The following is a 22,501-nucleotide window of genomic DNA, read 5'->3' on the forward strand; positions in this document are numbered from 1 at the left end:
TCTTTTTCTGACCGAATGCGCAGATTTTTGCGCATATCAATGCGCCCTGTCGTACGCCATAGCGAGCTATGGTTAGACAGAGCAACGCAGATAGGCCCGAAAAGATGCCTATTCAGCGGCTCTGCTTATCCTGAGCTCAGGTTAGCTAACCTCTTGATATTAATTCAATCCACTAATCTACAAATCTGCACAGTTCTGTAGCCGAATATAAAACAAAATGACAGTTTCCCTCAAAATAGATATGTGCGTATTTTGAGGGAAACTGTAGAACCACTACTTGATGGCTCAGTATCACAGTAAATAATTAGGCTTGTTGAATATGATTTAAGATCCGCTTTTCCGAGATGGGATAAGCCGTTCCTAGGGCTTGTGCAAAGCATGACACCCGGTACTCTTCAATCATCCAGCGCGCTTCTATCAGTGCCGCTGGTGTAGGCTGCGAGCGTGGCACCTTAGCAAGTTGCGCCGCTAAGGCCTCCTGCACCTTAGTGATACTCTGCATATGCAAGCGGTCACGGGTCGGATCCACAGGTAATTTATCGATCCGGATTTCAATCGCCTTTAAGTAACGCGCCACATCGGCTAAACGCTTCCAACCGCAGGCTTCGACGAATCCCTTAAACACTAATTGGTCTAATTGGCTTTGAATATCACTCATCGCAAAAGCGATATCTAAGCTAATTTTGCCCTTAGTTCGCTTTTTAATGCCTTGATAGAGCGTCAGTATTTGCTCCACTTTTAGGGCAATTTGCTCAGCCGTTGGATTCAGCTCTTGGCGCACCCAATCCTTGGCCTGTTCGAACTGAGCAGCATCGCGCACATCCAGCGCTTTCTCATCAAGCAACTGCTGCACCGCTGCGGCAATGATGTCATCAATCAGAATTTGCACTTGGCCAAATGGATTGAAATACATTGCCAGCTTTGCCTTGTTCGGCAGAGCCTGTTGCAGGTGTTTTACCGGCGATGGAATATTGAGTAACAGCAGACGGCGTAGACCTTGACGATGCGCCGCCAGCGCCTCAAACTCATCATCAAATAATTTGATGGCAACTGAGTCTTTATTGTCAATCAGTGCAGGGAAAGCCCGTACTTGATAGTTGCCCTTACGCTGTTCAAATTGTTTCGGTAAGTCGCCAAAGGACCACTCGGTGAGCGCTTCTTTCTCAATGCCCTTATCCGCTACTTGACGAATCGCCTTAGCAACCACGCCCTGTAACTCGGCCTTTAAGGTATCGAGTACCCGCCCCTGTGCAACTAACTTGCCCTTATCGTCCTCAATCTTAAAGTTCATCTGCAAATGCGCAGGCATCTGCGAAACATCAAAATCTTCGGGATTGACGCGCGTACCACTCATACGCAAAAGCTGTTTGCACATGGCGTCGAGTAAACTGGCGCTAAAGGGCTGCATTGCTTGCACGCAGGCTCGGGCATAATCGGGCGCAGGCACAAAGTTACGTCTTAGTCCTTTAGGCAAAGACTTAATCAGGGCGACGCATTTCTCCTCACGCATCCCCGCCACCAGCCAATCGAAATCCGTATCATCGATTTGATTGAGTAGTGCCACTGGAATATGCACAGAAACGCCATCATCACTCGCCGCAGGATCAAAGTGATAACTCAGTTGCAAGCGAATATTGCCCTTATGCCAAGTGTCGGGGAAATCGAGCGCCGATATGTGATCGGCACTGCGCTGCATCAATAGCGACTTATTAAAATCGAGTAAATCGGGCTGAGTTCGGCGCGCTTCCTTCCACCAGCTAAAGAACTTAGGCGCGTTATAGATGCCTTCGGGAATGCGCGGCTCGTAAAAGTCCATCAACACTTGTTCATCAACCAAAATATCGCGGCGACGGGACTTGTGCTCGAGCGCTTCGACATCCTCTAATAACTTTTGGTTAGCGATAAAGAAGGCTTCTTTGGTCTGTAATTGCCCTTCGGCGAGCGCGCTACGGATAAAGATTTCGCGCGCTTCAACAGGATTAATCGGCCCATATTGCACGCGGCGGCGATGCACCACGATCAAACCGTAGAGTACTTGGTTTTCAAAGGCAATCACACTGCCCTGTTTTGCCTCAAAATGCGGCTCTAAGTGATTCTTTTTAATCAGATGCGCCGCTAACGGCTCAAGCCACTCAGGCTCAATTTTGGCGCAGCAGCGGGCAAATAGCTTAGAGGTTTCGGTCAGCTCCGCCGCCATGATCCATTTCGGGCCTTTTTTCGCCAGCGGTGAACCTGGGAACACAAAAAACTTACGATTGCGCGCGCCTAAGTATTCGTTGTTATTATCCTTAAAGCCGATATGACTCAGCAAACCCGATAACAACGCACGGTGCAGCGCATCGTAGTTGGCTGGCGTCTCGTTTAAGCGCCACTTTAAATCGTGAACCGCTTGTTTTAGCTGAGTATATAAATCCTGCCATTCACGCACACGCAGGTAGGCTAAGTACTCGTCGCGGCATTTTTTACGGAACTGGCTGGCGGATAATTCCTTTTGCTGCTCTTTTAAGTGCTGCCATAGGTTCACCCAACTGACAAAATCTGAATGGGGATCGGCAAAACGGCGATGGGCCTCATCGGACGCCTGCTTTTTATCCATGGGACGCTCGCGGGGATCTTGAATCGACAGACCCGCAGCGATCACTAGCACTTCCTGCAAACAGCCCAGCTGATGACTCTCCACCACCATACGCGCTAAACGCGGATCCACCGGGATCTGCGATAGCTGACGCCCAAGCGGCGTTAACACTATATTGCCCTTCTGCTGCTTAACGGCTTGTAATTCCTCAAGCAGTAAGAAGCCATCGCGAATATGGCGCGGATCGGGCGGCTCAATAAAGGGGAACGCCGCAATATCGCCAAGGCCGATGGCGAGCATCTGCAAAATCACCGAGGCTAAGTTGGTGCGTAGGATTTCGGGATCGGTAAACGCGGGACGACTGTTAAAATCCGCCTCATCGTATAAACGAATACAAATACCCGGGCCAACACGGCCGCAGCGGCCTTGACGCTGATTGGCACTGGCCTGTGAAATGGGCTCGATGGGCAGGCGCTGCACCTTAGTGCGATAACTGTAACGGCTGATCCGCGCAGTCCCTGGGTCAATAACATAACGAATACCAGGGACGGTGAGCGACGTTTCCGCCACGTTAGTGGCAAGCACGATGCGACGCCCAGTATGGCTGCTGAATACCTTGGATTGCTCGCCATAGGAGAGGCGCGCATATAACGGCAAAATCTCGGTATCGCGGTAATTGCGACGGTTAAGCTGCTCGGCGGTATCACGAATTTCCCGCTCGCCGTTCATAAAGATCAGAATATCGCCCAAGCCTTCGGCGACTAATTCGTCAACGGCAGCAAAAATCCCTTCGATTTGGTCGAGATCCGCTTCGGTATCTTGCACTAACGGGCGATAACGGGTTTCCACCGGATACGTCCGGCCAGAGACTTCGATAATAGGAGCATTATTGAAATGCTTAGAAAAACGCTCAACATCGATAGTCGCCGAGGTGATGATAATCTTAAGATCGGGGCGTTTTTTCAGAATTTGCTTGAGGTAACCCAAGATAAAATCGATGTTGAGGCTGCGCTCGTGTGCCTCGTCGATGATGATAGTATCGTATTGATCTAAATAGCGATCCGAGGTGAGCTCCGCCAGTAAAATCCCGTCAGTCATCAGCTTGATATAGGATTCACTCTTTAAGGCATCGGCAAAACGCACCTTAAAGCCCACCACTTCGCCGAGCGGACTTTGTAATTCTTCAGCAACACGTGTCGCCACGCTGCGCGCCGCTAAACGCCGCGGTTGGGTATGGCCAATAAAGCCGCGACTACCAAGGCCCAGTTCTAAACAGATTTTCGGGAGCTGAGTGGTTTTACCCGAACCGGTTTCACCCGCAATGATCACCACTTGGTTTTCACTGATGGCTTTAGCGATCTCTTCGCGCATGCCGCTAACGGGCAGATTATCTGGATATTGGATTTTAGGGCGCGCCTTAAGGCGCTGCTCGACCTTTTCGAACGCTGCTTGCGCCTGCTCTGCAAGTTTGGCTAACTCTTGGGTTTTCTTATCAGAATCGGCTTCTTTATTGAGCTTAAATAAACGGCGGCGGATCCGCGAGGCATCACTTTGAAAGCACTGCTTGAGAAAGTCGCTCGATAGCGGATGTTTGTCAGAGTTCAAAACCAAATTCCATTGCTAGCATCGAAAACAGCGATCCTAGCAAGGAACGGGACGTATTGGTACGACTAATTTGGCCTCAAAAGGATGAAAAATAGGCAAATTAATCACCTTTTGAAAGGCTTAGCGCTTAGAGCTTAGGCGGGTGCTAAGTAACATTGCTGCATATACACATTCATGGCGCGCAGCACATTCGTGCGGTTAATGGTGCCGACGACTTTGCCCTGCTCGACCACAGGATAAATCTTAGGTTTAGAGCCAAGCATTTGCTCTGCTAATTGCAAAATGCTGTCATCGGGACCGACATACAAGACTTCGGTGCGCATGCAATCTTTTACCACTGAGGTCATATCACAGTGATAACTGCTCTTTAGCATCACGGCTAAACAATCTTGCTGGGATAAAAAGCCCACTAAATCGCCGTTATCATCCACGACGGCGGCACCCATCTTGTTATTGTCTAACAGTTTTTCAACCGCAGTGGCCAGCGACATATTGGCGCGTAGCAATACGGGTTGACGATCCATATGGTCGCGTATTTTTATTGAATCCATAGCAATCTCCCCAATCTATCCTTTACTAACTCAACTCGGCTTACGCTTTGAGTCTAGTCAAAATCTCGCAAGTGGTAAGCGATTAATATCGATTGGACTTATCTATTTACTCAGCGGGAAGGAAATTGGGCGGATAAAAGCGGTGATTTAGAGGGATAACATTGGGCCTACAAACGCCATTTTGAAAGGGATGGCTTAGAGGTATTGCCTTGGCGCATGTTAAGCACACGCTAAGGCAATAGGCGGTATCCTTATTGGTCCTGCCAAATCATCACTTGGGCAGGCTCGCCATTACTACGAGTAGCGCGGTACATGCCTTCGGTGTTAAATGGCGTGGCAATATTGCCCCTGTGGTCGACAGCTATCACACCACCAGAGCCACCAGCGGTGATAAGGCGTTGATTAATCACTTCATCTGCCGCTTGAATAATGGATTTTTGCTGGTATTTCACCTTAGCGCAGATATCGCCCGCCACTTGGTAGCGAATAAAAAACTCGCCGTGGCCCGTGGCCGACACAGCGCAAACGCCGTTTTCAGCATAGGTGCCAGCCCCAATCACGGGCGAGTCACCAATGCGACCAAAACGCTTGGCCGTCATACCGCCAGTAGAAGTGCCCGCCGCTAAGTTGCCATTTTTATCTAAGGCGACAGCACCAACGGTACCAAATTTATAATCGAGATCTTTCATCTCAATACCCGCAATTTGATCTGATTTTTCAGCCGCCTGCAGTTTTTGTCTGGCATCGAGTAATTGCTGATAACGGGCATCGCTATCGAAATGGCTGTTAGGTACCAGTTTAAAACCTTGGGTTAAGGCAAACTCCTCGGCGCCTGCGCCCGACAGCATGACATGCTCGGACTTATTCATCACGGCTAAGGCCAAATCAATGGGATTAGCGATATGGCGCACGCCCGCTACGGCGCCCGCATTCATGGTTTTACCATCCATAATCGACGCATCTAACTCGTGGCCGCCATCATAGGTGTAAACCGAACCGACACCGGCGTTAAACAGCGGGCTGTTTTCTAATACATTGATAGCGGTTTGCACCGCAACTAAGCTATCACCGCCCTGCTCGAGCACTTTTGAGCCTTTATCGACGGCCTCTTTAAGCTTGTCTTTATAGGCCTGACGCAGCTCTGGCGTGAGGTTGGCCTTAGAAATCGTGCCAGCGCCACCGTGGATCGCAATGGCAAAAGGTTTTTCATTCGCTTGGGTATTTTGTGACATAAAAAGTGCACTCGAGAGAATTAAACTAAAGGTGGCTAATTTTATTTTCATTATTTACATCCCCTTAAACAGTAACGTCCTTTGTAACCATTTCAATGACTAATTTCAATCATCTCCTTGCCTGTTGCGCCTATTCTGGCGACAATGAACTCACATCACAGGGATTATAAAGTGCAGCGATACTTGCAAATAACGTCATTATCTTTTCGTCTTCATTTGCTACTTGGCCTGAGTTTAGTGACATCGGGGGCGATGGCCGCCGATAACTTGTTAACGCTTTCAGTGAACGGGGTCGACGAAGCCCTAAAGCGTAATATTCTCGCCCACTTAGGTGCTATGCCCGACTCCGAAGTGCAGCGCCGAGCCTTCTTATTTAACGTGGAAGACAATGTCTCCACCGCCCTTGAGTCCATGGGCTATTACCATGGCGAAGTGGAAGAACAGTTAGTCGAAAAAGAAAAAGGCCCGTGGGAATTAAAGCTCACGGTCAAAGCAGGCGAACCGGTAAAAATCCAATGGGTTGATATTAATTTCTCTGGTGAGATGCTCGACGATCGCGCCTTCGATAAGTGGCTTGCAGAGGTCAATATCAAGCCTGGGGATACGCTCAACCATGGGGTGTATTCCGATGTAAAATCCCAACTGGTGACGCTTGCCTTGGCAAGGGGGTATTTCGATGGTGAATTCACCGAGTCGCAAATCAAAATCAACCGCGATTTAAACACTGCGCAAATTAGCCTGCATTTTAACTCAGGCGCACGTTACCATTTTGGACAAGTGAGCTTTGAAGGCCATACCTTAGAGCCGGATATTCTCACTAAGCTTATCCCCTTCAAGGAAGATGCCGCCTATTCGACCCGTCGGGTCAGCGCCTTAAACCGCCAATTGTTGGATACGGGCTATTTCGCCAATATCAAGGTCATACCGCAGATCGATCAGGCAAAGGATAACCAGTTGCCCGTCAAGGTGGAGCTTACCAATAAGGCCAGCCACTCGATTGAATTAGGTCTCGGTGGCGACATAGGTCAAAGCGCGGATAAAACCTTCGATCCGCGAGTTCGGGTCACTTGGCGTACGCCACAAATCAATAAATACGGTCACTCCCAGGAGACCAGTTTAGAGTGGTCGCCTGACAGGCCTAAGTTTTTAACCACTTATACGATTCCGCTGACTCATCCCTTAGACGATCAACTGAAAATTCGCCTAGGCTTGCTGCGGGATAAATACGGGGTGACCCAGATTTACGAGCCCGAGAACCGCGATTTTCGTAACACGGGACAACTGGAGTCGACTAAGTATTTGCTCGGGCTACTCAGGCAGCAACGCTTGGATAATCAATGGCTGATGACCTATTCCCTCGATGCGATTCGCGAGGAATATACTCAGTCCGATACCGATTACAGCCCCAGTTTTTATCTGGCGGGGATTAACTTTTCTAAAACGACCCGTGGGGATAACTCACTCGATCCTAAGTCTGGTTTCAGGCAAATGTATAGCCTAGATTATGCCGACCCTTATCTTGGCTCCGAGACACGCCTTGCCCGCTTACAGGCCAAGTTTAAGTGGATTGACACCTTTTTTGATAACCACAGAATCGTGGCGCGTATGGATCTCGCCGCCAACCTAGCCAATGAAAATGAGCTGGCCTTTATCCCACCATCACTGCGCTATTTTGCCGGTGGCGACCAAACCATACGTGGTTATGGCTATCAAGAACTTGGGCCTTATCTCGATTACATCGATGCCGATGGCAAAGTCAATCGTGAAGTTATCGGTGGTCGTTATCTCATGGTCGGCAGTTTGGAATATCAATATTACGTCACCCCGACTTGGCGTGTTGCTACCTTTGTGGATGCGGGTAACGCCTTTGATAACAATCAGTTTGAACCCGTAGTCTCAGTGGGTGGTGGTATCCATTGGATCTCCCCCATTGGCCCAATTAAGTTAGATTTAGGGGTTGGTTTGAAAGAGACAGACACCATTGACCGTTCATGGCGCATTCACTTAACCATGGGGACAGAGCTATGAGCAAGCCCCCTATTCATGAGCCTAATGCACTGGCTCAACAAGAGAATCAAACGCCTGAACAATTGTCTTTGGAACAAAATCCAACGTGTGTGCAGCCCAAAACACTTAAGCTGCGTATTTGGCAAATATTTAAACTCTGCACGCGGATTATTGTTTACGTTCCCTTAAGTCTTTTGGTATTAAGCGCATTACTGCTTGGGACTGAAATTGGCTCGCGGATAAGTGTGGGTTTAGCCGATAAGTTTGTGCCCGATCTGGCGCTCACCTACACTTCTGGCTCCTTAAATAAAGATCTCACCTTAGCCCACGCCAGTTGGTCGATGGATGGGATTAAGGTTGAGCTCAAGGATTTACATTTGGCATGGCAACCCACTTGTCTGCTACAAAAGCAGCTGTGCGTGAATGCCTTAACAGCGAGCCAAATCGATGTCAATATCGATACTGAGGCCTTAAGCTCAGGCGGCGCTGAAGTCGACGTCCCTCCCGAAAATGATCAGCCGAGTGAACTGGTTCTGCCCTTTGGCATAAAGCTCGACAGCGCCGAACTGAATAACATCAATATTGCGGTCGATAAGATGCGCTTTTCGGCAAATTATATTCAGACCGCCGCTACTTGGTTTGCCGAAGGACTGACGGTCGAGCAGCTTAGCAGTGAAGACTTGGCCGTGTTAATTCCTACCGACGACAGCCCTGCGCCAGACACACTGGCCACAGCCCCTCAAGGCGCAGGCACTCAAGCTACAGGTACTCAAGCCACTGACACTCAAATCACAGGCACACAAGTCACTGACACCAAGGCAGCCGAGACAGCTGCAACTGCAGTGGCAAAAACCACGACCGCAGCGGCGACAACTCAGCCTGAGACCGAAAAATCAGCAACCACAGTGGCGACAGCAAGTGCTAAAGCTTCAGCGGACAAGCCAATTGTCGAAAAGAAACTTTCTACGGAAACTGCCGCAAATCCTCAAGCGGATAAACAAACGGATGAAAACGCCGATAAGCAAGCATCTACAGAGGGATGGGCACTTGCCCATTTACCACAGGTTTTTATGCCTTTCCCGGTGGATGTCAAGCATCTCAGTTTAGACAACAGCCGTTTACAGATTGGTCCGCGAGAAGATCTGTTTAGCCATATTGAGCTTCAAGGTCAATTTGCCAAGTATCAGTTAACCCTAGAAAAACTGCTGCTTGCCCATAGTTATGGCGAAGTATCTGTGGTGGGTCAACTCGCCCTCGAACAGGACTATCCGCTCGCACTTGAGGTTCAGGCCAATGTCACTCAGGTTGCCGAGTTGCCAGAACTGACCCATCAACAATTAAGCCTAACCCTTAGCCAAAGCGTCGGACTGCTGGGGATCCACGCCCTTGCCAAAGGGGATGTGGATTTTAGTCTCAATGGACAATTGACCCTCAAAGATCCCACGCTGCCCTACAAGGTCAAACTGGAAAAAGTCCGCGCACAATGGCCGCTGCAACATGCCGAGTATCTCGTCAGCGACCTCAATCTCGACAGCCAAGGCTCCCTCTCTCAACAAGCCGCGACGCTCAATGGAAATGTCATCACACCTTTCCATAAAGTGTTAGCCATTAGCAGTGAGCTTCATCATCAGGATGCAAAGCTTGATATTAAGCAGTTTACTGCGAAGGGCGAACTAGGTTCGGTCGATGTGACTGGTGAGCTAGATTACGCTAAGGCGATCACTTGGAAAGCCAAGGTATTACTCGATAACCTGAAATTACAGGAAATCACTCTGCCGGAAACTGCGCAGACTCCAGAATCAACACCGACAAAGGACGCTAAAGCGCCGAGCACAAATACCTATAATCCGGCGCCAGCAATAACAAATGCTCCCGCTCCTGCGACAACAACTGCAACTGCAACTGCGACAACAGCTGCAATTACAAATGCAAAAGCAACTACAAGTGCAAGTGCAAGTGCAAGTGCAAGTGCAACGAGCAGCTTGCCAAACAGTTTAATCTCGGGCCAATTGCAGACCACCGGGCGCCTGTTAGATAAACAGTGGCAAGTGGCTCTAACGGACACCCAACTGTCAGGCACAATGCAGGGTTATCCGTTTGATATCACAGCCGATGTCAGCATCAACGATAAACTGTATATCAGCGCAAAAGGTGTCAATGCCAAGGTATTGGGTTCCACCTTAACCTTAGCGGGCGAAACCAACAAAACCTGGAACCTTGAGGGTAAACTGCAAGTCCCCGATTTCGGTTTATGGTTGCCCCAGGCCAGTGGTCAATTGCAGGCCGATATCAATGTCACTGGGGAAGAGAAACATCCACAAGTCGAGTTAACCGCGCAACTAGTCGATCTGGTGCATCAAAATATTAAGCTCAGGGAGTCAACACTCAAGGCTTACTATAAACCTTTGGATGCCCATGAGTTTGCCCTATCACTCAAGTCAAAGGCACTGCAACTTGGCTCACAGAGTTTAGATACCGTGACCTTGGGCAGTAAAGGCGATATTCAAAACCAAAAACTGACTCTCAGCGCCACAGGGGATCTTGGGCTCGAGCTCGGCGTCACTAGCCAATACGATATGAAAAAATCCCAACTGCAGGCGCAGGTGAATAAAATCAACTTGGCAACCCCCGTCGGACGTTGGGAGATAGATAAGGATATTCTTGTCGGCTGGGATCAAAATAAGTCCAAAGGTAATATCAGCCCTTTCTGTTTGGTCAACCCCAACAGTAAGATTTGCCTCGATAATCAAGTGACCATTGGCAAAACTGGCGAGGCTCAGCTCAGTTATGCGGGCAATCTAGGCAAACTATTAGTGCCTGTATTACCCAACAATATGCAGTGGGATGGCAGTTCTTCACTGTTGGCGAACTTTGCTTGGGCGACGGGACGTAAACCCACGGCCAATGTAGACTTTAATTTTACTCCCGGTAGCATTAAGCTTAAACGGGCCAAAAACCGTGAAGTCACCATTAATTATCAACAGCTTGATTTCAAAGCTAACTTAGATGCTAAACGACTCCTCTCGTCAATTAGCTTTGAATCGGAAGATGTCGCCAGTTGGCAGAGTGAGGTCGCGGTCAACGTGACGCCAGACAGAACCTTGTCGGGTTACGCCAATATCAAACAAATTAACCTACAACCCTTGGGCGAGTTTTTCCCGCAGCTCAATACCCTCGAAGGCTTGCTGACCAGCAGATTAAACTTTGCTGGCACCTTGGATGCGCCAGAAGTGTCGGGCAATGTGTCCTTAACCCAAGGCGCCCTCGCGTTGACCGCCAACCCTACGCTTATCAATAAAATCGACATGTCGATGGACTTGGGCGGCCAACAGGCATCCCTCAAAGGCCGCTGGATGATGGGCAATGGTTTGGGGCGTGTTACGGGTGATATGCGCTGGCCTCAGGGACAATTCAGTGGCGAGCTTGCGATTAAGGGCGACAAATTAGCCGTGATCCAACCGCCACTAGCGCTACTTGATGTCTCGCCCGATCTCACCATCGCCTTTAGCAGTCAACAGCTCGAAGTTAAAGGGGTTGTCGATGTGCCTTCGGGTAATATTAAGATAGTCCAACTCGCTGAAGGCGGTGTTGCCCTGTCGGAAGATGTGGTCTTCGATGACTCGATTGCCGCGGCGCAGCCTAAAGCCAGCCCCTATGCCATTGTGGCGGACCTGAACATTAATGTCGGTAACGACTTAAAAGTCGATGGCATGGGCCTAAAGGGTAAACTGCAAGGAACCTTAAAACTGCAGCAACAGGCGTTCCGCCCACCACTGCTGTTTGGCGATATTAAAGTCAAACAAGGCAGCTATAAGTTTATGGGACAAACCCTGAAAATCCGTACAGGTGAAGTGCAGTTTGTCGGCCCGACCTCAGTGCCTAACTTAAATATCGAAGCTATTCGTGAAATTAAGAGTGAAGATCTAGTCGCGGGTGTCCGTGTCACAGGCACACCTGCCCGCCCTGTGGTAACCCTGTTCTCTAACCCTGCTAAAGAACAAGCGGAGATCCTGTCCTACATTATCAAAGGCAGCGGTTTTAACAGCAGCAATAACGAGCAAAATAATTCGTTGATGATGGGGGCCGCGCTGGGCTTAGGTTCACAAGTCGGCGGCGGTGGCGCCATCAATAACATTGGCAGTACCGCCACGGGGATTATTGAAGAGTTTGGCTTCTCGAACGTACAACTGGACACCAACGATGAGGGCCGCGTGGCGATCAGTGGCTTTATCGGTGATAACCTGATGGTGAAATATGGCGTCGGGGTATTTAACCCAGGGTATGAGATGACGGTCAGATACTACCTATTATCGCAACTCTATCTGGAAACGGTATCAGGCACCTTAGGCCAATCCCTCGATATCTATTACAACTTCAATATCAAGTGATGCTCCCCCGCGTAGCTAGGTTGCGCGGGGATACTTTTACTCTTGTTCGTTAAAAACAGCCACAAAAAAAGCGCCCTAGAGGCGCTTTTTTGCTTCAATCACGCGATTAAGCGTAAACGAAGTCAACGTGCTCGATCATTGGCTTGAACGCGTGACGTTGCATAGCTTGTGCACGAACACCTACTTCTTTGCCATCTAAAACGATAGTCACAACAGAAGTGTAGAAGTCTTCGTTAGTTTGAATGTTGATGATGTCTTTGTGATCAAAAACAATAGAAACTGGCTCTTTGCCTGCGCCGTAGATAACAGCAGGAACTTTACCTGCATGACGTAGGCGGCGGCTCGAACCTTTCCCTATTTCAGTGCGGGTTTGTGCTTGGATAGTGTAAGACATGCGTTTCTCACTTAAATTTAGAGTAAAAACCGTCACCATTTTCGACCAATGGTGACTCATATAAAGCGCGCGCATACTAACACAGTTACTCGGCAGGTACAAGAACAGCCCCACTCTTAAAGCTGAATGATACCGAGCGGCTATCGTTATAAATCACAAAGAGTATTTATTGAATTGGAAAACTTGTTTGTGGCCTGTTAAATAGCCGAAGCGGCTTTGATCTGAATCAAAAAACCCGCGATCTTGATCACACTTAAGCCAGTCGATGCCTGCTAAGCTCGGGCAAATTTTGTCACTTTAGTCTTGTCAAACATGCGTCACGAGCTGTATTTATTGCAACAAGAAAATCGTCTTTCATGCCAATTAGCCCGTGAACTCGTCTCACTTATCGAAACTGTACCCTATCAGCAGACCACGATCGAATTGAAACTGTTAGAGCTGCTCGCCTGCACTCAACAAAAAAATCGTAGCTTACTGATGTTGATGCAGCTTTGTGAATCATCCGCCGTTGAAGGCCAGCGACTCAGGCAATTTAAGTTTTCACAGTGCCTCAATCAGCATGTGAACGACTGGCAACAACACCGGGAAATGAACAAGCTTGGGCAACTCTTTTTACCGCTGTTAAAACATTATTTGCAGGATATTCAAGCACTCGAGCTGCAGTTTTATCAGCAGCTCTCAGTGCAAAACGATAAGACTACCAGTGGCGGACTGGGCCACAGTCAACATGCACAAAACCTGACTTAGGGTAATAACCCACTCCTCCTAATTTAAGCGATAACGCCGCATCACGAAGGGTCTTTAGGTTCACACCCGGGATAGCGATGTCCATTGCCATGCCTTGCATGTGATAACTTTTCTTTGCCACCCCACTGCTCTTACCCGCCAACATGGCGTTGGTCTTAGGCGAACGATAGCCAGAAATCACATGGATCTCATTTTCCGTATTAAGGGTGCTCTTGAGGGTGTATAGCAGATCGAATAAGCGTTTATCCATGGGCGCCGCCACATTCTGGCGATGATCCCGCAGCAAATGACTAAAATCATTCAACACTTCGCTCTGGTAATGGCCGTCGATCCAATAACTGCCATTGTTATGCTCGCCCGTGTGGCGATTGTAGAGGCTGAGATCGCGAACCCCTTTGGTCGACCGACTTGCAAACGCTTTAGAAGGAATTAAAGAACACAATGCCACACCACTGAGGCCTAACAACAACTGCCTACGGGCAGGACAAAGTAACGTCACATCATCACCTTTTGTTCGTTTTTTGGACACTAAAACCGCAAATTATACTGAATCGCCATTCAGATCAAGCCTTGACTGGCTCACAAGATTTCAGATTTCAAAATCTCTTAAAAGTTCAGGTCGTTATAGAATGTAAAAAATTGATGCAGGCACCGCCTGGCTAAACTCAGCTTCTAAGTGATAAATATCATTGCGATATTGAATTTGCCCAGCATCATCAAGCCATGCTGTCCAATAAACCGTGTAGACAGGCATGGTATCTGACAGCGCGAACCATTGGGATTGAGTGGTATTAGGCGTTAACTTGTCCCAAAGGCGCGTATCTTTAACTAAGTGAGTTTGAAACCAGCGGGCCAGCTCCTCGACCTTTTCAACCCGAATGCAACCCGATGATAAGGCCCTATCGGTCTTTTTAAAGAGACTTGGCTCAGAAGTTCCGTGCAAATACACGCTAAAACTGTTGTCGAAATGAAATTTATATCGACCTAAGGCATTTTTCGTCCCGGGGCGTTGCACTAATCGATAGGGAAAATGGCTGGACGCCAACTCTTGCCACTCCTGCGGTGAATGTTCGACTCGCGCGCCGTCATAGTCGTAAACATCAAACCCGCGGTCCTGCAGGTAATGACCATCTTGCCGTATATGGGGCAAGATATCGCGCCGCACTATGGTGCGCGGTACGCGCCACTGTGGATTGAGCACCACGCTGGAGATATGACTACTTAGCAACGGTGTTGGCCGCGATGCTTTGCCTACTATCACTTTTGAATTGAGGATCACCTTCCCCGCTTCGACGAATTGCAACTCAAATGCTGGGATGTTTATCACCAGATAGCTTGCAGGTAAGGTACGAGTAAAGATCTGCTGCCTAAGGGTATTTTTCGCCAGCAGCTTTGCCCGAGCATAGGGAGATTGATTAAGCCAATACAGGGTTTGTTTACCTATCACCCCATCCGCCTGTAAACCATGCTGGGTTTGAAAGTCTTTTATTGCAATAACCAGTTCATCACCATAACGCATGGAATTGTTATCAGTAGCAACCTGCTCAGTCCGTGCAACTGTTCCAGCATGAGTTGTTGCGTCTGGTGAAATGCTCTCTGTCTCAATGTCTGACTTAATGACTGGCTCAGATCCTAGTTCAGATACTGGCAAAGCTGCTTTATCGGCTACAGACTCGGAAGCAGTGCTAGGCATCTCTGCTAGAAAACCTAATAGGAAAAGGCGCTGCGCAATCGGCGCAATGAGCGGGCTCTCTTGCCCTGGACTGAGCTTATCTTCGAGGATGAGTGTCTCCCAAGAAGAGGATTCCGCTAACACCATCAATTGCTTCAGCTTGAGAACCACAGCGCGAAAATACGCATCCTTAGGAATGAGTGCTGCCGATGAGCATGGCGCCGTGCATTCAGCTTGGACATCGAGATACTGCCAATAGTTATCCAATTGCAGCTTCATTTGGCGAAGCATCGATTGCTCCTCATTATTCAGCGCCCTATGCTGCCACTGGATCAACTGTTGATAATTGGCGCTAAAAACCGGGCTAACATCGGCAAGACTCAAAAGTAAGGTTTGCCCTAGAATTTGCTCAACTGCAGTGTCTGGGTCAGCGACTTCAGCGGAGGGCGTAAGAGCGGGCAGCTCAACCGTTTGTGGTTCAACGCTTAAAGGTGCTGTTACGAGTGATTCGGTGGCATAGGACTCTATGACTGCAAGCGAAAGTCCCATCAACAATGCACCGAGCAGCCAGCGCTTAAGTGAACTAAAGCTGCGGTTGGATGTATTAGGATTTAGCGTTAATCGACTCACAGGCATCATAAACGTCCCCTGTCACAGCAGATTCTTGACCGTAAAATTACCGCAAGTGCAAACATCGACACTCAATTCACCAGTAATCTGTGTTCACTATAGCTGAAGCCATTGCCGAAATGCAGGCGAGTAAAGGGATAAAATAAAAATGCCACTGACAGACATCAGTGGCATTTCAATTATTTGACAACAATTAAGCCCATTAAGCGGGGGTAATTGTTACCCTAAAAACGTGTTACCTAGCAGAAAGAGACCAAGTCTTCTGGCACAAACTGCTCTGGCAGCTTTTGCAAGCTTCGCAGCATCAGCGGATTGGCTAGCACCAGCGCCATTTCCTGACGGTTAAATAACGCCAAGGCACTCTGTTGGCACTGCGCTTCATGCACTTTTACGTGCACAATGGCTTCAACCGGTTCAATGGGTGTACCCGCCGCACGCAGTGGCTGCTTATCAACCATAGCTAAATGCAGTTCCATTAACGCTGGATCTTTTAACACTTGCGCTAAGGTCCAAGGCTGCTCGATATGTGCCTGATAAGCGGCACGCGCCTCTTGAGCACGGATACAGATAGGCGCTGGATTACGCTCCTCTGGCGTGGCCAAAATGCCAATGCGCTTGAAGAACTCACCAATCTTGATTGAACCTGTCCACGCCGAAATCGGCACGGCTAACCACAGACCAATCAAGGCGGGGCTCATCCAGGCAAGCAATGTTAAGGAGTCCAAAATCGCCGCATATCCTAACATCACGCCCGCCAGCATATGCCAACGGTGGCGATAGATCAGGGTTAACCAAGGCATGCTGCCATCGTCACGGCGTTGTGGAGACCAGCCACTGTCACGTCCCATCAGAATCGACATCACCGCACCGCAGTGGATGAACATCATGATCGGTGCGATTAGCGCAGAGAGGATCACCTCAAATATCACGCTTAAAATCGCTTTGATGCGACCACCGACACTGCGGGCAAAGTTGCCATCTTTTAGCAGCAATAATACGCCGAAAATCTTAGGTCCAAACAACACGCCCATGGTGATATAGAACAATCTTAATGCCCTATCCGAGTCCATGATTGGCCATGTCGGGAACAGCGAGAATTGGTCGGTAAAATACTCAGGACGAATAAAGTGTGCCTGCAACGCGAGCATCAAACCTGTCAAAATCAATAACAACCAGAATGGCGATGACAGATACGCCATAATGCCCGTCATTAAGTGCAAACGGCTGACCCAGTGCAAACCTTTGGTTGGCAGGATACGGGAATGCTGTAAGTTACCTTGACACCAACGGCGATCGCGCACGGCTAAATCGACAATAGATGGCGGACATTCTTCATAAGAGCCAGGTAAGTCGTAGGCAATGACCACACTCCAGCCAGCACGGCGAATCAGCGCCGCTTCGACGAAGTCATGGCTTAGGATATGACCACCAAATGGCGGTTTACCCTTAAGGTTTGGCAGACCTGCTGCGCCCATAAAGGCTTCGGTACGTATAATGGCGTTATGGCCCCAGAAGTTACCTTCTTTTTGTACCCACCAACCGAGCCCAGTACCAATCACAGGACCATAAATACGTGCCGCAAACTGCTGCAGACGCGCCATTAAGGTGGTGCCATTAATGAGCGATGGAATCGTTTGGATAAGTCCGGCGTCAGGATCGGCCTGCATACGTTGTGCTAAGCCAGTGATGGTCGATGACTCCATCAAACTGTCAGCGTCGAGCACCAATAAGTGATCGTAACGAGAACCCCAACGGCGGCAGAAATCCGCCACGTTACCCGCTTTACGCGCCACGTTCTTACGACGGCGGCGGTAATACACTCGAGAATGTTTATGGGTTTCTTGGCGCAGCACTAAAAACGCCTGTTCTTCTAACAGGGCGATTTCAGGATCTGTGGTATCACTTAAGATAAACCAATCGAACGCATGGCCATGCCCCGTTTGGGATAAGGCTTCCGCCATCACAGATACCGCGGAGAACACCCTATCAGGCGACTCGTTATAGGTTGGCATCAAAATCGCGGTGCGGGTATGTAGCTCAGTCTGTTCAAGCTCGTTTGGCTTGGGCTTTTTCAGCAACATGAAGAAGCCTGCGATACCACTACAAAACGCCAAGGCAATCCAGCAGAAATTAATCGCAAACAGCGCCAACATCAGATATTCGAGGGGAGTTATCCCTCCGATACTGAATACAGCGCCCATTTCGTAGATAGCAAAAGCAGACAGCGCCAGAGCTCCGCCCACGACAAAGAATCGACGGGATACCTTAGAACGTACACCATTGGCAACGGTGCTACGGCGCGGAAATCCTTCAGGCATTTGGCTTAAGCTTTGGGGTTCCATTGCGCCAGGCCTTTCATTAGGCATGGCGCTACCACCCACGAGCACTTCAGTCTCAAGAACCGAATTCTCGGATACAGTCATATTATGTCGCTCCGTCATGGACCTTAAAGCGTCCAGCGATAGAGCCAGGTTTCAACCTGACGCGGTGTTGAGAACTTGAGTTCGGCACGTAATTCGATAAGTTCCTTATCTTCTGGCTCCAACTCAAACGCGAGGCGATAACCATTGTTAGCCGCGTTACGCGCAATAACCACATTTGAAATCACCCCACCGGAAGACTCAACCTTCGCGAGCGGTAATTCATCGGGCATGGCGCCGTTAAGATGATAATCCACGACAAACAAACGTCTTGGGGTCGCTTTTGCGATGTCGGCACGACCACTTGCAGTACGACTCACCACGACAGAATTGGTTTTCGCCACTGGCTCCTCGCCCCAGCTCATACGGTAAGCAAAATGATATTCGCTGCCCGCAGGAATAGGCTGACGCGGCTTCCAGAAGCTCACGATATTATCATGAATTTCTGATTCTGTTGGAATTTCTGTCAGAACGACCGCACCTTGTCCCCAGTTACCCACAGGTTCAATCCACAAACTTGGACGACGCTCGTAGTGGGCTTCGAGATCTTGATAAGAGGCATAATTGCGTTCACGTTGAATTAACCCAAAGCCCTGTGGCGAGTTGTCAGAAAACGCACTTACCTGTAATTGGCGTGGGTTAGCCAGTGGGCGCCATAGGTGCTCACCGCGGCCGTTAAACATCAACAAACCGTCTGAATCGTGGACTTCGGGTCTAAAGTCGTCGGTATCGTGGCGGCCATTGAGTGAATGTAAGAACATGCTAGTGCTTGGCGCTAGACCCACTTTGCTGAGTTCGACGCGAGGGAATAATGTCGCTTCAACGTCAATTTGGGTGTTGTCACCTGGGCGCACCGAGAAGCGATACGCGCCTGCCACACTTGGGCTATCGAGCAGTGCATGAACCACGATCAGGTTGCTGTCGTAGGAAGGACGTTCAACCCAAAAAGCGCGGAAAATCGGGAACTCTTCCCCTTCAGGGTCTGCGGTTTTCAAGGCTAAACCACGGGCAGATAACCCATAGGAGTTACCTTTACCTAAGGCACGGAAATAGCTCGCACCTTGGAACACCATCAACTCGTCATAAACGCCGTTAGTATTTAACTGGTTATGAATGCGAAAGCCTGAGTAACCAATGTCATCATTTGGCAACGCTTGAGTGATAACCTCACCCGCAGTGAAATACTTAGGCTCGTAGGCTAAGTGAGTCGCTTGGTTAGCTTCAACAATGGCAATTTCGATTAAATCTTGGAAATAGAAGCCACGGTGAAACATTTGCATTTGGAATGGTAAACCTTGATCGCGCCAAATCGACGAAATCGGGTTAAAGCGAATGTCGCGGTATTCATCGTAGGTTAACTTAGCGAGGCCTGCTGGCAGCGGATCCTTTAGTACCACATAGGGTTTAGAAGCCAACTTGCGAGCTAACTTCACGACTGAGTCGCCATCAAAGGTGCCCGTTTTAGTAAATCTCACTTGATTTTTGTTCGCCGGCTGAGCCGTCGCCTTAGGTGGACTCACCACAGGTGTGGCGGGTTTGTTTTCAGCAGGCTTTGTCTCTTCAGCAAATGCCGAGCTCGACAGCGCAAATGCTGCGCTAAGCGCCAGTGAGCAAATGAGTGAAGAAGAAGGTTTAAACGATTGGCAACGCAACAAGCTAACCATAGGATAGGTAACCTAAAAATAAACTAAGAAATCAACGTTTTTTGTGTGCACAGTGAAATTTTTTTACCGCTGTTTGAACGAAAAAAAACACAGGCTGTTACATATCGCGAAAGATATCAGAAGGAGTAAAAAACTCATAAATAAAGATGCAGTTAACTCCTTTTGCACGATACTATTTAGCAATATACTTATACCAATAAAGAATATCAAATTCGAATTAACATACCAATTTGATCTTTAAAAGTTACAAGTGCTAATAAAGTGCTGCCAAGTTCGCATAATAGAAACAAAATCAATCTGTTTTGCAAATTTGCGGTATCACTCATCTTAGCGATTTGCCCTAACTACAAATCTTAGATGATGCCTGCCAATACGCGAGCCAGCGGGCATAAAATAATTATGTTAAGGCTGCGAATCGCGTTGAAATACCATTTGAAATGTGGGTCACTGGGGGAGCGCAAGCGTGACCACTAAACCGCCATTTTCACGGGGCGTGATCGTCAATTCTCCTTGGTGTAAATCAATGATGTGGTGGCAGATGGACAGCCCCAATCCCGCGCCTATTCCTTCATTTTCATTGACGCGGTAAAAACGCTCCGTCGCACTGGCGATTTGCTCCAGAGTCATGCCCTGCCCGCGGTCGGCGATCTTTATCTCGACATGGGTGTGGGTGACTGCGGCACTGATACTAATCTCAGTTTCGACAGGACTGTATTTACAGGCATTTTCGATGATGTTTTTTAGCACGATCAGCAGGTAAAACCGATCGCAGTTGAGCGTTAATGCGGCGTCGACCTCGATTTGCCATTCATAGTCGGTGATCAGTGGCATTAGCTGATTCAGCGCATCTTCCACCATTGGCAGTAACGGATGAGGCTGCACATTGAGTTCGGCAATCGAATCGACCCGCGCAAGCAACAAAAGTTGCTCAACGGTGTGACTCATATGCTTCACACCGGCATCGATAGCGGCGAGGTGAATGCGCTCCGCATCACCCTCGCCCACTAAACCTTCTAAACCTTGTTGATGTAATTTAATCACGGATAAGGGGGTTTTTAACTCATGGGCCGCATCGGCACTAAAGCGGCGCTCCCTCGCAATAAAGTGCGCAATGCTGCTGATATATTGGTTTAGCGCGCGGCGCACGGGCACGAGTTCCTTAGGCAGTGACATAGTGAGCGGCGTGAGATCGTTAGGCGAGCGTGCCATTAACTCGCGCTCGAAGGACTTCAACGGCCGGAACAAGATGTAAAACAGCAAACTGACGATAAGTAAGGTTAAGGGCACAACGATCAGCGGCACGATTACGGCATTGTGCATAATTTGCGAGACCAGCTCTTGGCGCACTTCATCTTGCTGGGCTGTGATGATCCAGACTTTGTGTTTAACCGAAAAAAAGCTGAACACATGCCACAGCTCCCCTTCAAACACTTTTTTGCTATAGCCTTGGACAAACTTAGTAATGGGTTGTCGGCCGATATTGTCTGAAAACACCAGCGCTTGCCCCGCCTCGCTCCAGATCTGGAATGCGAGTTTATGCTCATAGGCCAGCTTTAATGCATCGGCTTTTTGAGCAAAGGTACTGATCTGGCTATCGGGGACATGGAGAATTTGCGGCAGCTCTTGTGGCGTTTTAAATTCCGCCTCATCGTGATAAAAAAGCTCAAGCATTTTCGCGCTTTGCAGCATTTGCGCATCAAATAACTCTTCGATTTGATGCTTAGAATCCCGGGTGCTGAACCAGCTTGAAATACCCACGGAAACCGAAATCCCCGAGAGCATCAGCAAGGTTAATAACAAACGTAATGAGTACACATCCAGCACCTTGAGTCGATTCACCCCGTAGTCCCCGTCGTTTATGGTGAGAGTAAACATGCCTAAAAGGCTGTTACTAAATACCGATAAACGCCGAGTTTGTCACTTAAATCCTGATTCTCGCGTTAATTTTCAGGTTAATTGACTTCGGTTAGGGTATAGCCAATGCCGCGTACGGTCTTAATCAAGTCATTGGCTAACTTTTTACGTAAATGGTGGATATGGACCTCAATCGAGTTGCTGCCAACCTCATCCCAGCCATAGGTTAACTGCTCTAGCTGATTACGGGTTAACACTCGGCCAGCGGATTGCGCCAGTTCGAGTAACAGCTGAAACTCCCGACGTGATAACGGCACATTTTGATCGCGAAAACTCACCTCACGGGTGTTGAGGTCAATACTTAATGCACCGATATTCAAGCTGTTATTATCCAGACCATATTGCCGGCGAACGATCGCCCGAATACGCGCGGCTAACTCACGCACATCGAAGGGTTTACCTAAATAATCGTCGGCGCCGATATCGAGGCACTCGAGTTTGGTATCAAAATCCGTATTGGCCGTGAGCACAATGGTCGGAATCGACACGCCCTCTGCCCGCCACGCTTTAAGTAGCTCCTTACCATTGCCGTCGGGCAAGCCTAAATCGAGCACTATGGCGCTAAAGGTTTCATTCTTAATACCCACTAATGCTTGCTGATAACTACTTAGGTGGTCGACCTGCATCCCCATTTTGGCAAGGCTCAGGCAGATCCCTTGTGCTAATAACTCATTGTCTTCCACTAACATGATACGCATTGAT

The 22,501-nt window shown here is 48.8% G+C and carries 13 protein-coding genes; 3 read left to right on the forward strand and 10 right to left on the reverse strand.

Translation table 11 applies throughout. The features are described from left to right. Nucleotides 1–304 precede the first annotated feature (304 nt). From hrpA to ACUZ8J_RS11470, 3 genes are all read right to left on the reverse strand, one after another. On the reverse strand, nucleotides 305–4,186 hold the full coding sequence (gene hrpA, locus ACUZ8J_RS11460; protein ID WP_446693890.1) for an ATP-dependent RNA helicase HrpA: 3,882 nt from the start codon (nucleotides 4,184–4,186) through the stop codon (nucleotides 305–307). A 128-nt stretch (nucleotides 4,187–4,314) separates the two neighbouring features. Continuing rightward, nucleotides 4,315–4,731 carry a CBS domain-containing protein gene (locus ACUZ8J_RS11465; RefSeq protein WP_011716896.1) on the reverse strand — a complete coding sequence of 139 codons (417 nt, stop codon included), beginning with the start codon at nucleotides 4,729–4,731 and terminating at the stop codon, nucleotides 4,315–4,317. Nucleotides 4,732–4,982: 251 nt separating this feature from the next. Continuing rightward, entirely contained in the window at nucleotides 4,983–6,014 is a 1,032-nt protein-coding gene (locus ACUZ8J_RS11470; protein WP_086903498.1) for an isoaspartyl peptidase/L-asparaginase family protein, read from the reverse strand. 120 nt (nucleotides 6,015–6,134) lie between these two features. On the opposite strand from ACUZ8J_RS11470, the gene ACUZ8J_RS11475 reads away from it, so the two are divergent. Both ACUZ8J_RS11475 and ACUZ8J_RS11480 read left to right on the forward strand, forming a co-directional pair. Continuing rightward, on the forward strand, nucleotides 6,135–7,991 hold the full coding sequence (locus ACUZ8J_RS11475) for an autotransporter assembly complex protein TamA (RefSeq protein ID WP_086904890.1): 1,857 nt from the start codon (nucleotides 6,135–6,137) through the stop codon (nucleotides 7,989–7,991). Further along, a complete protein-coding gene (locus ACUZ8J_RS11480) occupies nucleotides 7,988–12,358 on the forward strand; it encodes a translocation/assembly module TamB domain-containing protein (protein ID WP_446693891.1) in 4,371 nt (1,456 codons plus the stop codon). Before ACUZ8J_RS11475 ends, ACUZ8J_RS11480 begins: the two co-directional genes overlap by 4 nt. 106 nt (nucleotides 12,359–12,464) lie before the next feature. Here the strand turns inward: ACUZ8J_RS11480 and rplY are convergent, their stop codons facing one another. Then, on the reverse strand, nucleotides 12,465–12,752 hold the full coding sequence (gene rplY, locus ACUZ8J_RS11485; RefSeq protein ID WP_011622605.1) for a 50S ribosomal protein L25: 288 nt from the start codon (nucleotides 12,750–12,752) through the stop codon (nucleotides 12,465–12,467). A gap of 312 nt (nucleotides 12,753–13,064) precedes the next feature. On the opposite strand from rplY, the gene ACUZ8J_RS11490 reads away from it, so the two are divergent. Beyond that, a complete protein-coding gene (locus ACUZ8J_RS11490; protein ID WP_011716892.1) occupies nucleotides 13,065–13,499 on the forward strand; it encodes a hypothetical protein in 435 nt (144 codons plus the stop codon). On the opposite strand, the gene ACUZ8J_RS11495 is transcribed toward ACUZ8J_RS11490, so the two are convergent. The 6 genes from ACUZ8J_RS11495 to ACUZ8J_RS11520 form a co-directional block, all read right to left on the reverse strand. Continuing rightward, nucleotides 13,450–13,998, reverse strand: a complete 549-nt coding sequence (locus tag ACUZ8J_RS11495; RefSeq protein ID WP_011622603.1) for a DUF882 domain-containing protein — start codon at nucleotides 13,996–13,998, stop codon at nucleotides 13,450–13,452. The two genes, ACUZ8J_RS11490 and ACUZ8J_RS11495, sit on opposite strands and share 50 nt — an antisense overlap. A 123-nt stretch (nucleotides 13,999–14,121) precedes the next feature. Further along, entirely contained in the window at nucleotides 14,122–15,810 is a 1,689-nt protein-coding gene (locus ACUZ8J_RS11500; protein ID WP_446693892.1) for a L,D-transpeptidase family protein, read from the reverse strand. 230 nt (nucleotides 15,811–16,040) lie between these two features. Further along, nucleotides 16,041–18,224, reverse strand: a complete 2,184-nt coding sequence (gene mdoH / locus ACUZ8J_RS11505) for a glucans biosynthesis glucosyltransferase MdoH (protein WP_011716890.1) — start codon at nucleotides 18,222–18,224, stop codon at nucleotides 16,041–16,043. A gap of 23 nt (nucleotides 18,225–18,247) precedes the next feature. Next, nucleotides 18,248–19,885, reverse strand: coding sequence for a glucan biosynthesis protein G (locus tag ACUZ8J_RS11510; protein ID WP_011716889.1), 1,638 nt, complete (start codon nucleotides 19,883–19,885; stop codon nucleotides 18,248–18,250). 444 nt (nucleotides 19,886–20,329) lie between these two features. Next, nucleotides 20,330–21,724: a sensor histidine kinase gene (locus ACUZ8J_RS11515; RefSeq protein WP_446693893.1), complete on the reverse strand. Its 1,395-nt coding sequence runs from the start codon at nucleotides 21,722–21,724 to the stop codon at nucleotides 20,330–20,332. Between the two features lie 113 nt (nucleotides 21,725–21,837). Beyond that, nucleotides 21,838–22,497, reverse strand: coding sequence for a response regulator transcription factor (locus tag ACUZ8J_RS11520; protein ID WP_011716887.1), 660 nt, complete (start codon nucleotides 22,495–22,497; stop codon nucleotides 21,838–21,840). Nucleotides 22,498–22,501: the final 4 nt, after the last annotated feature.

Source organism: Shewanella sp. Koi 1, from assembly GCF_052907445.1.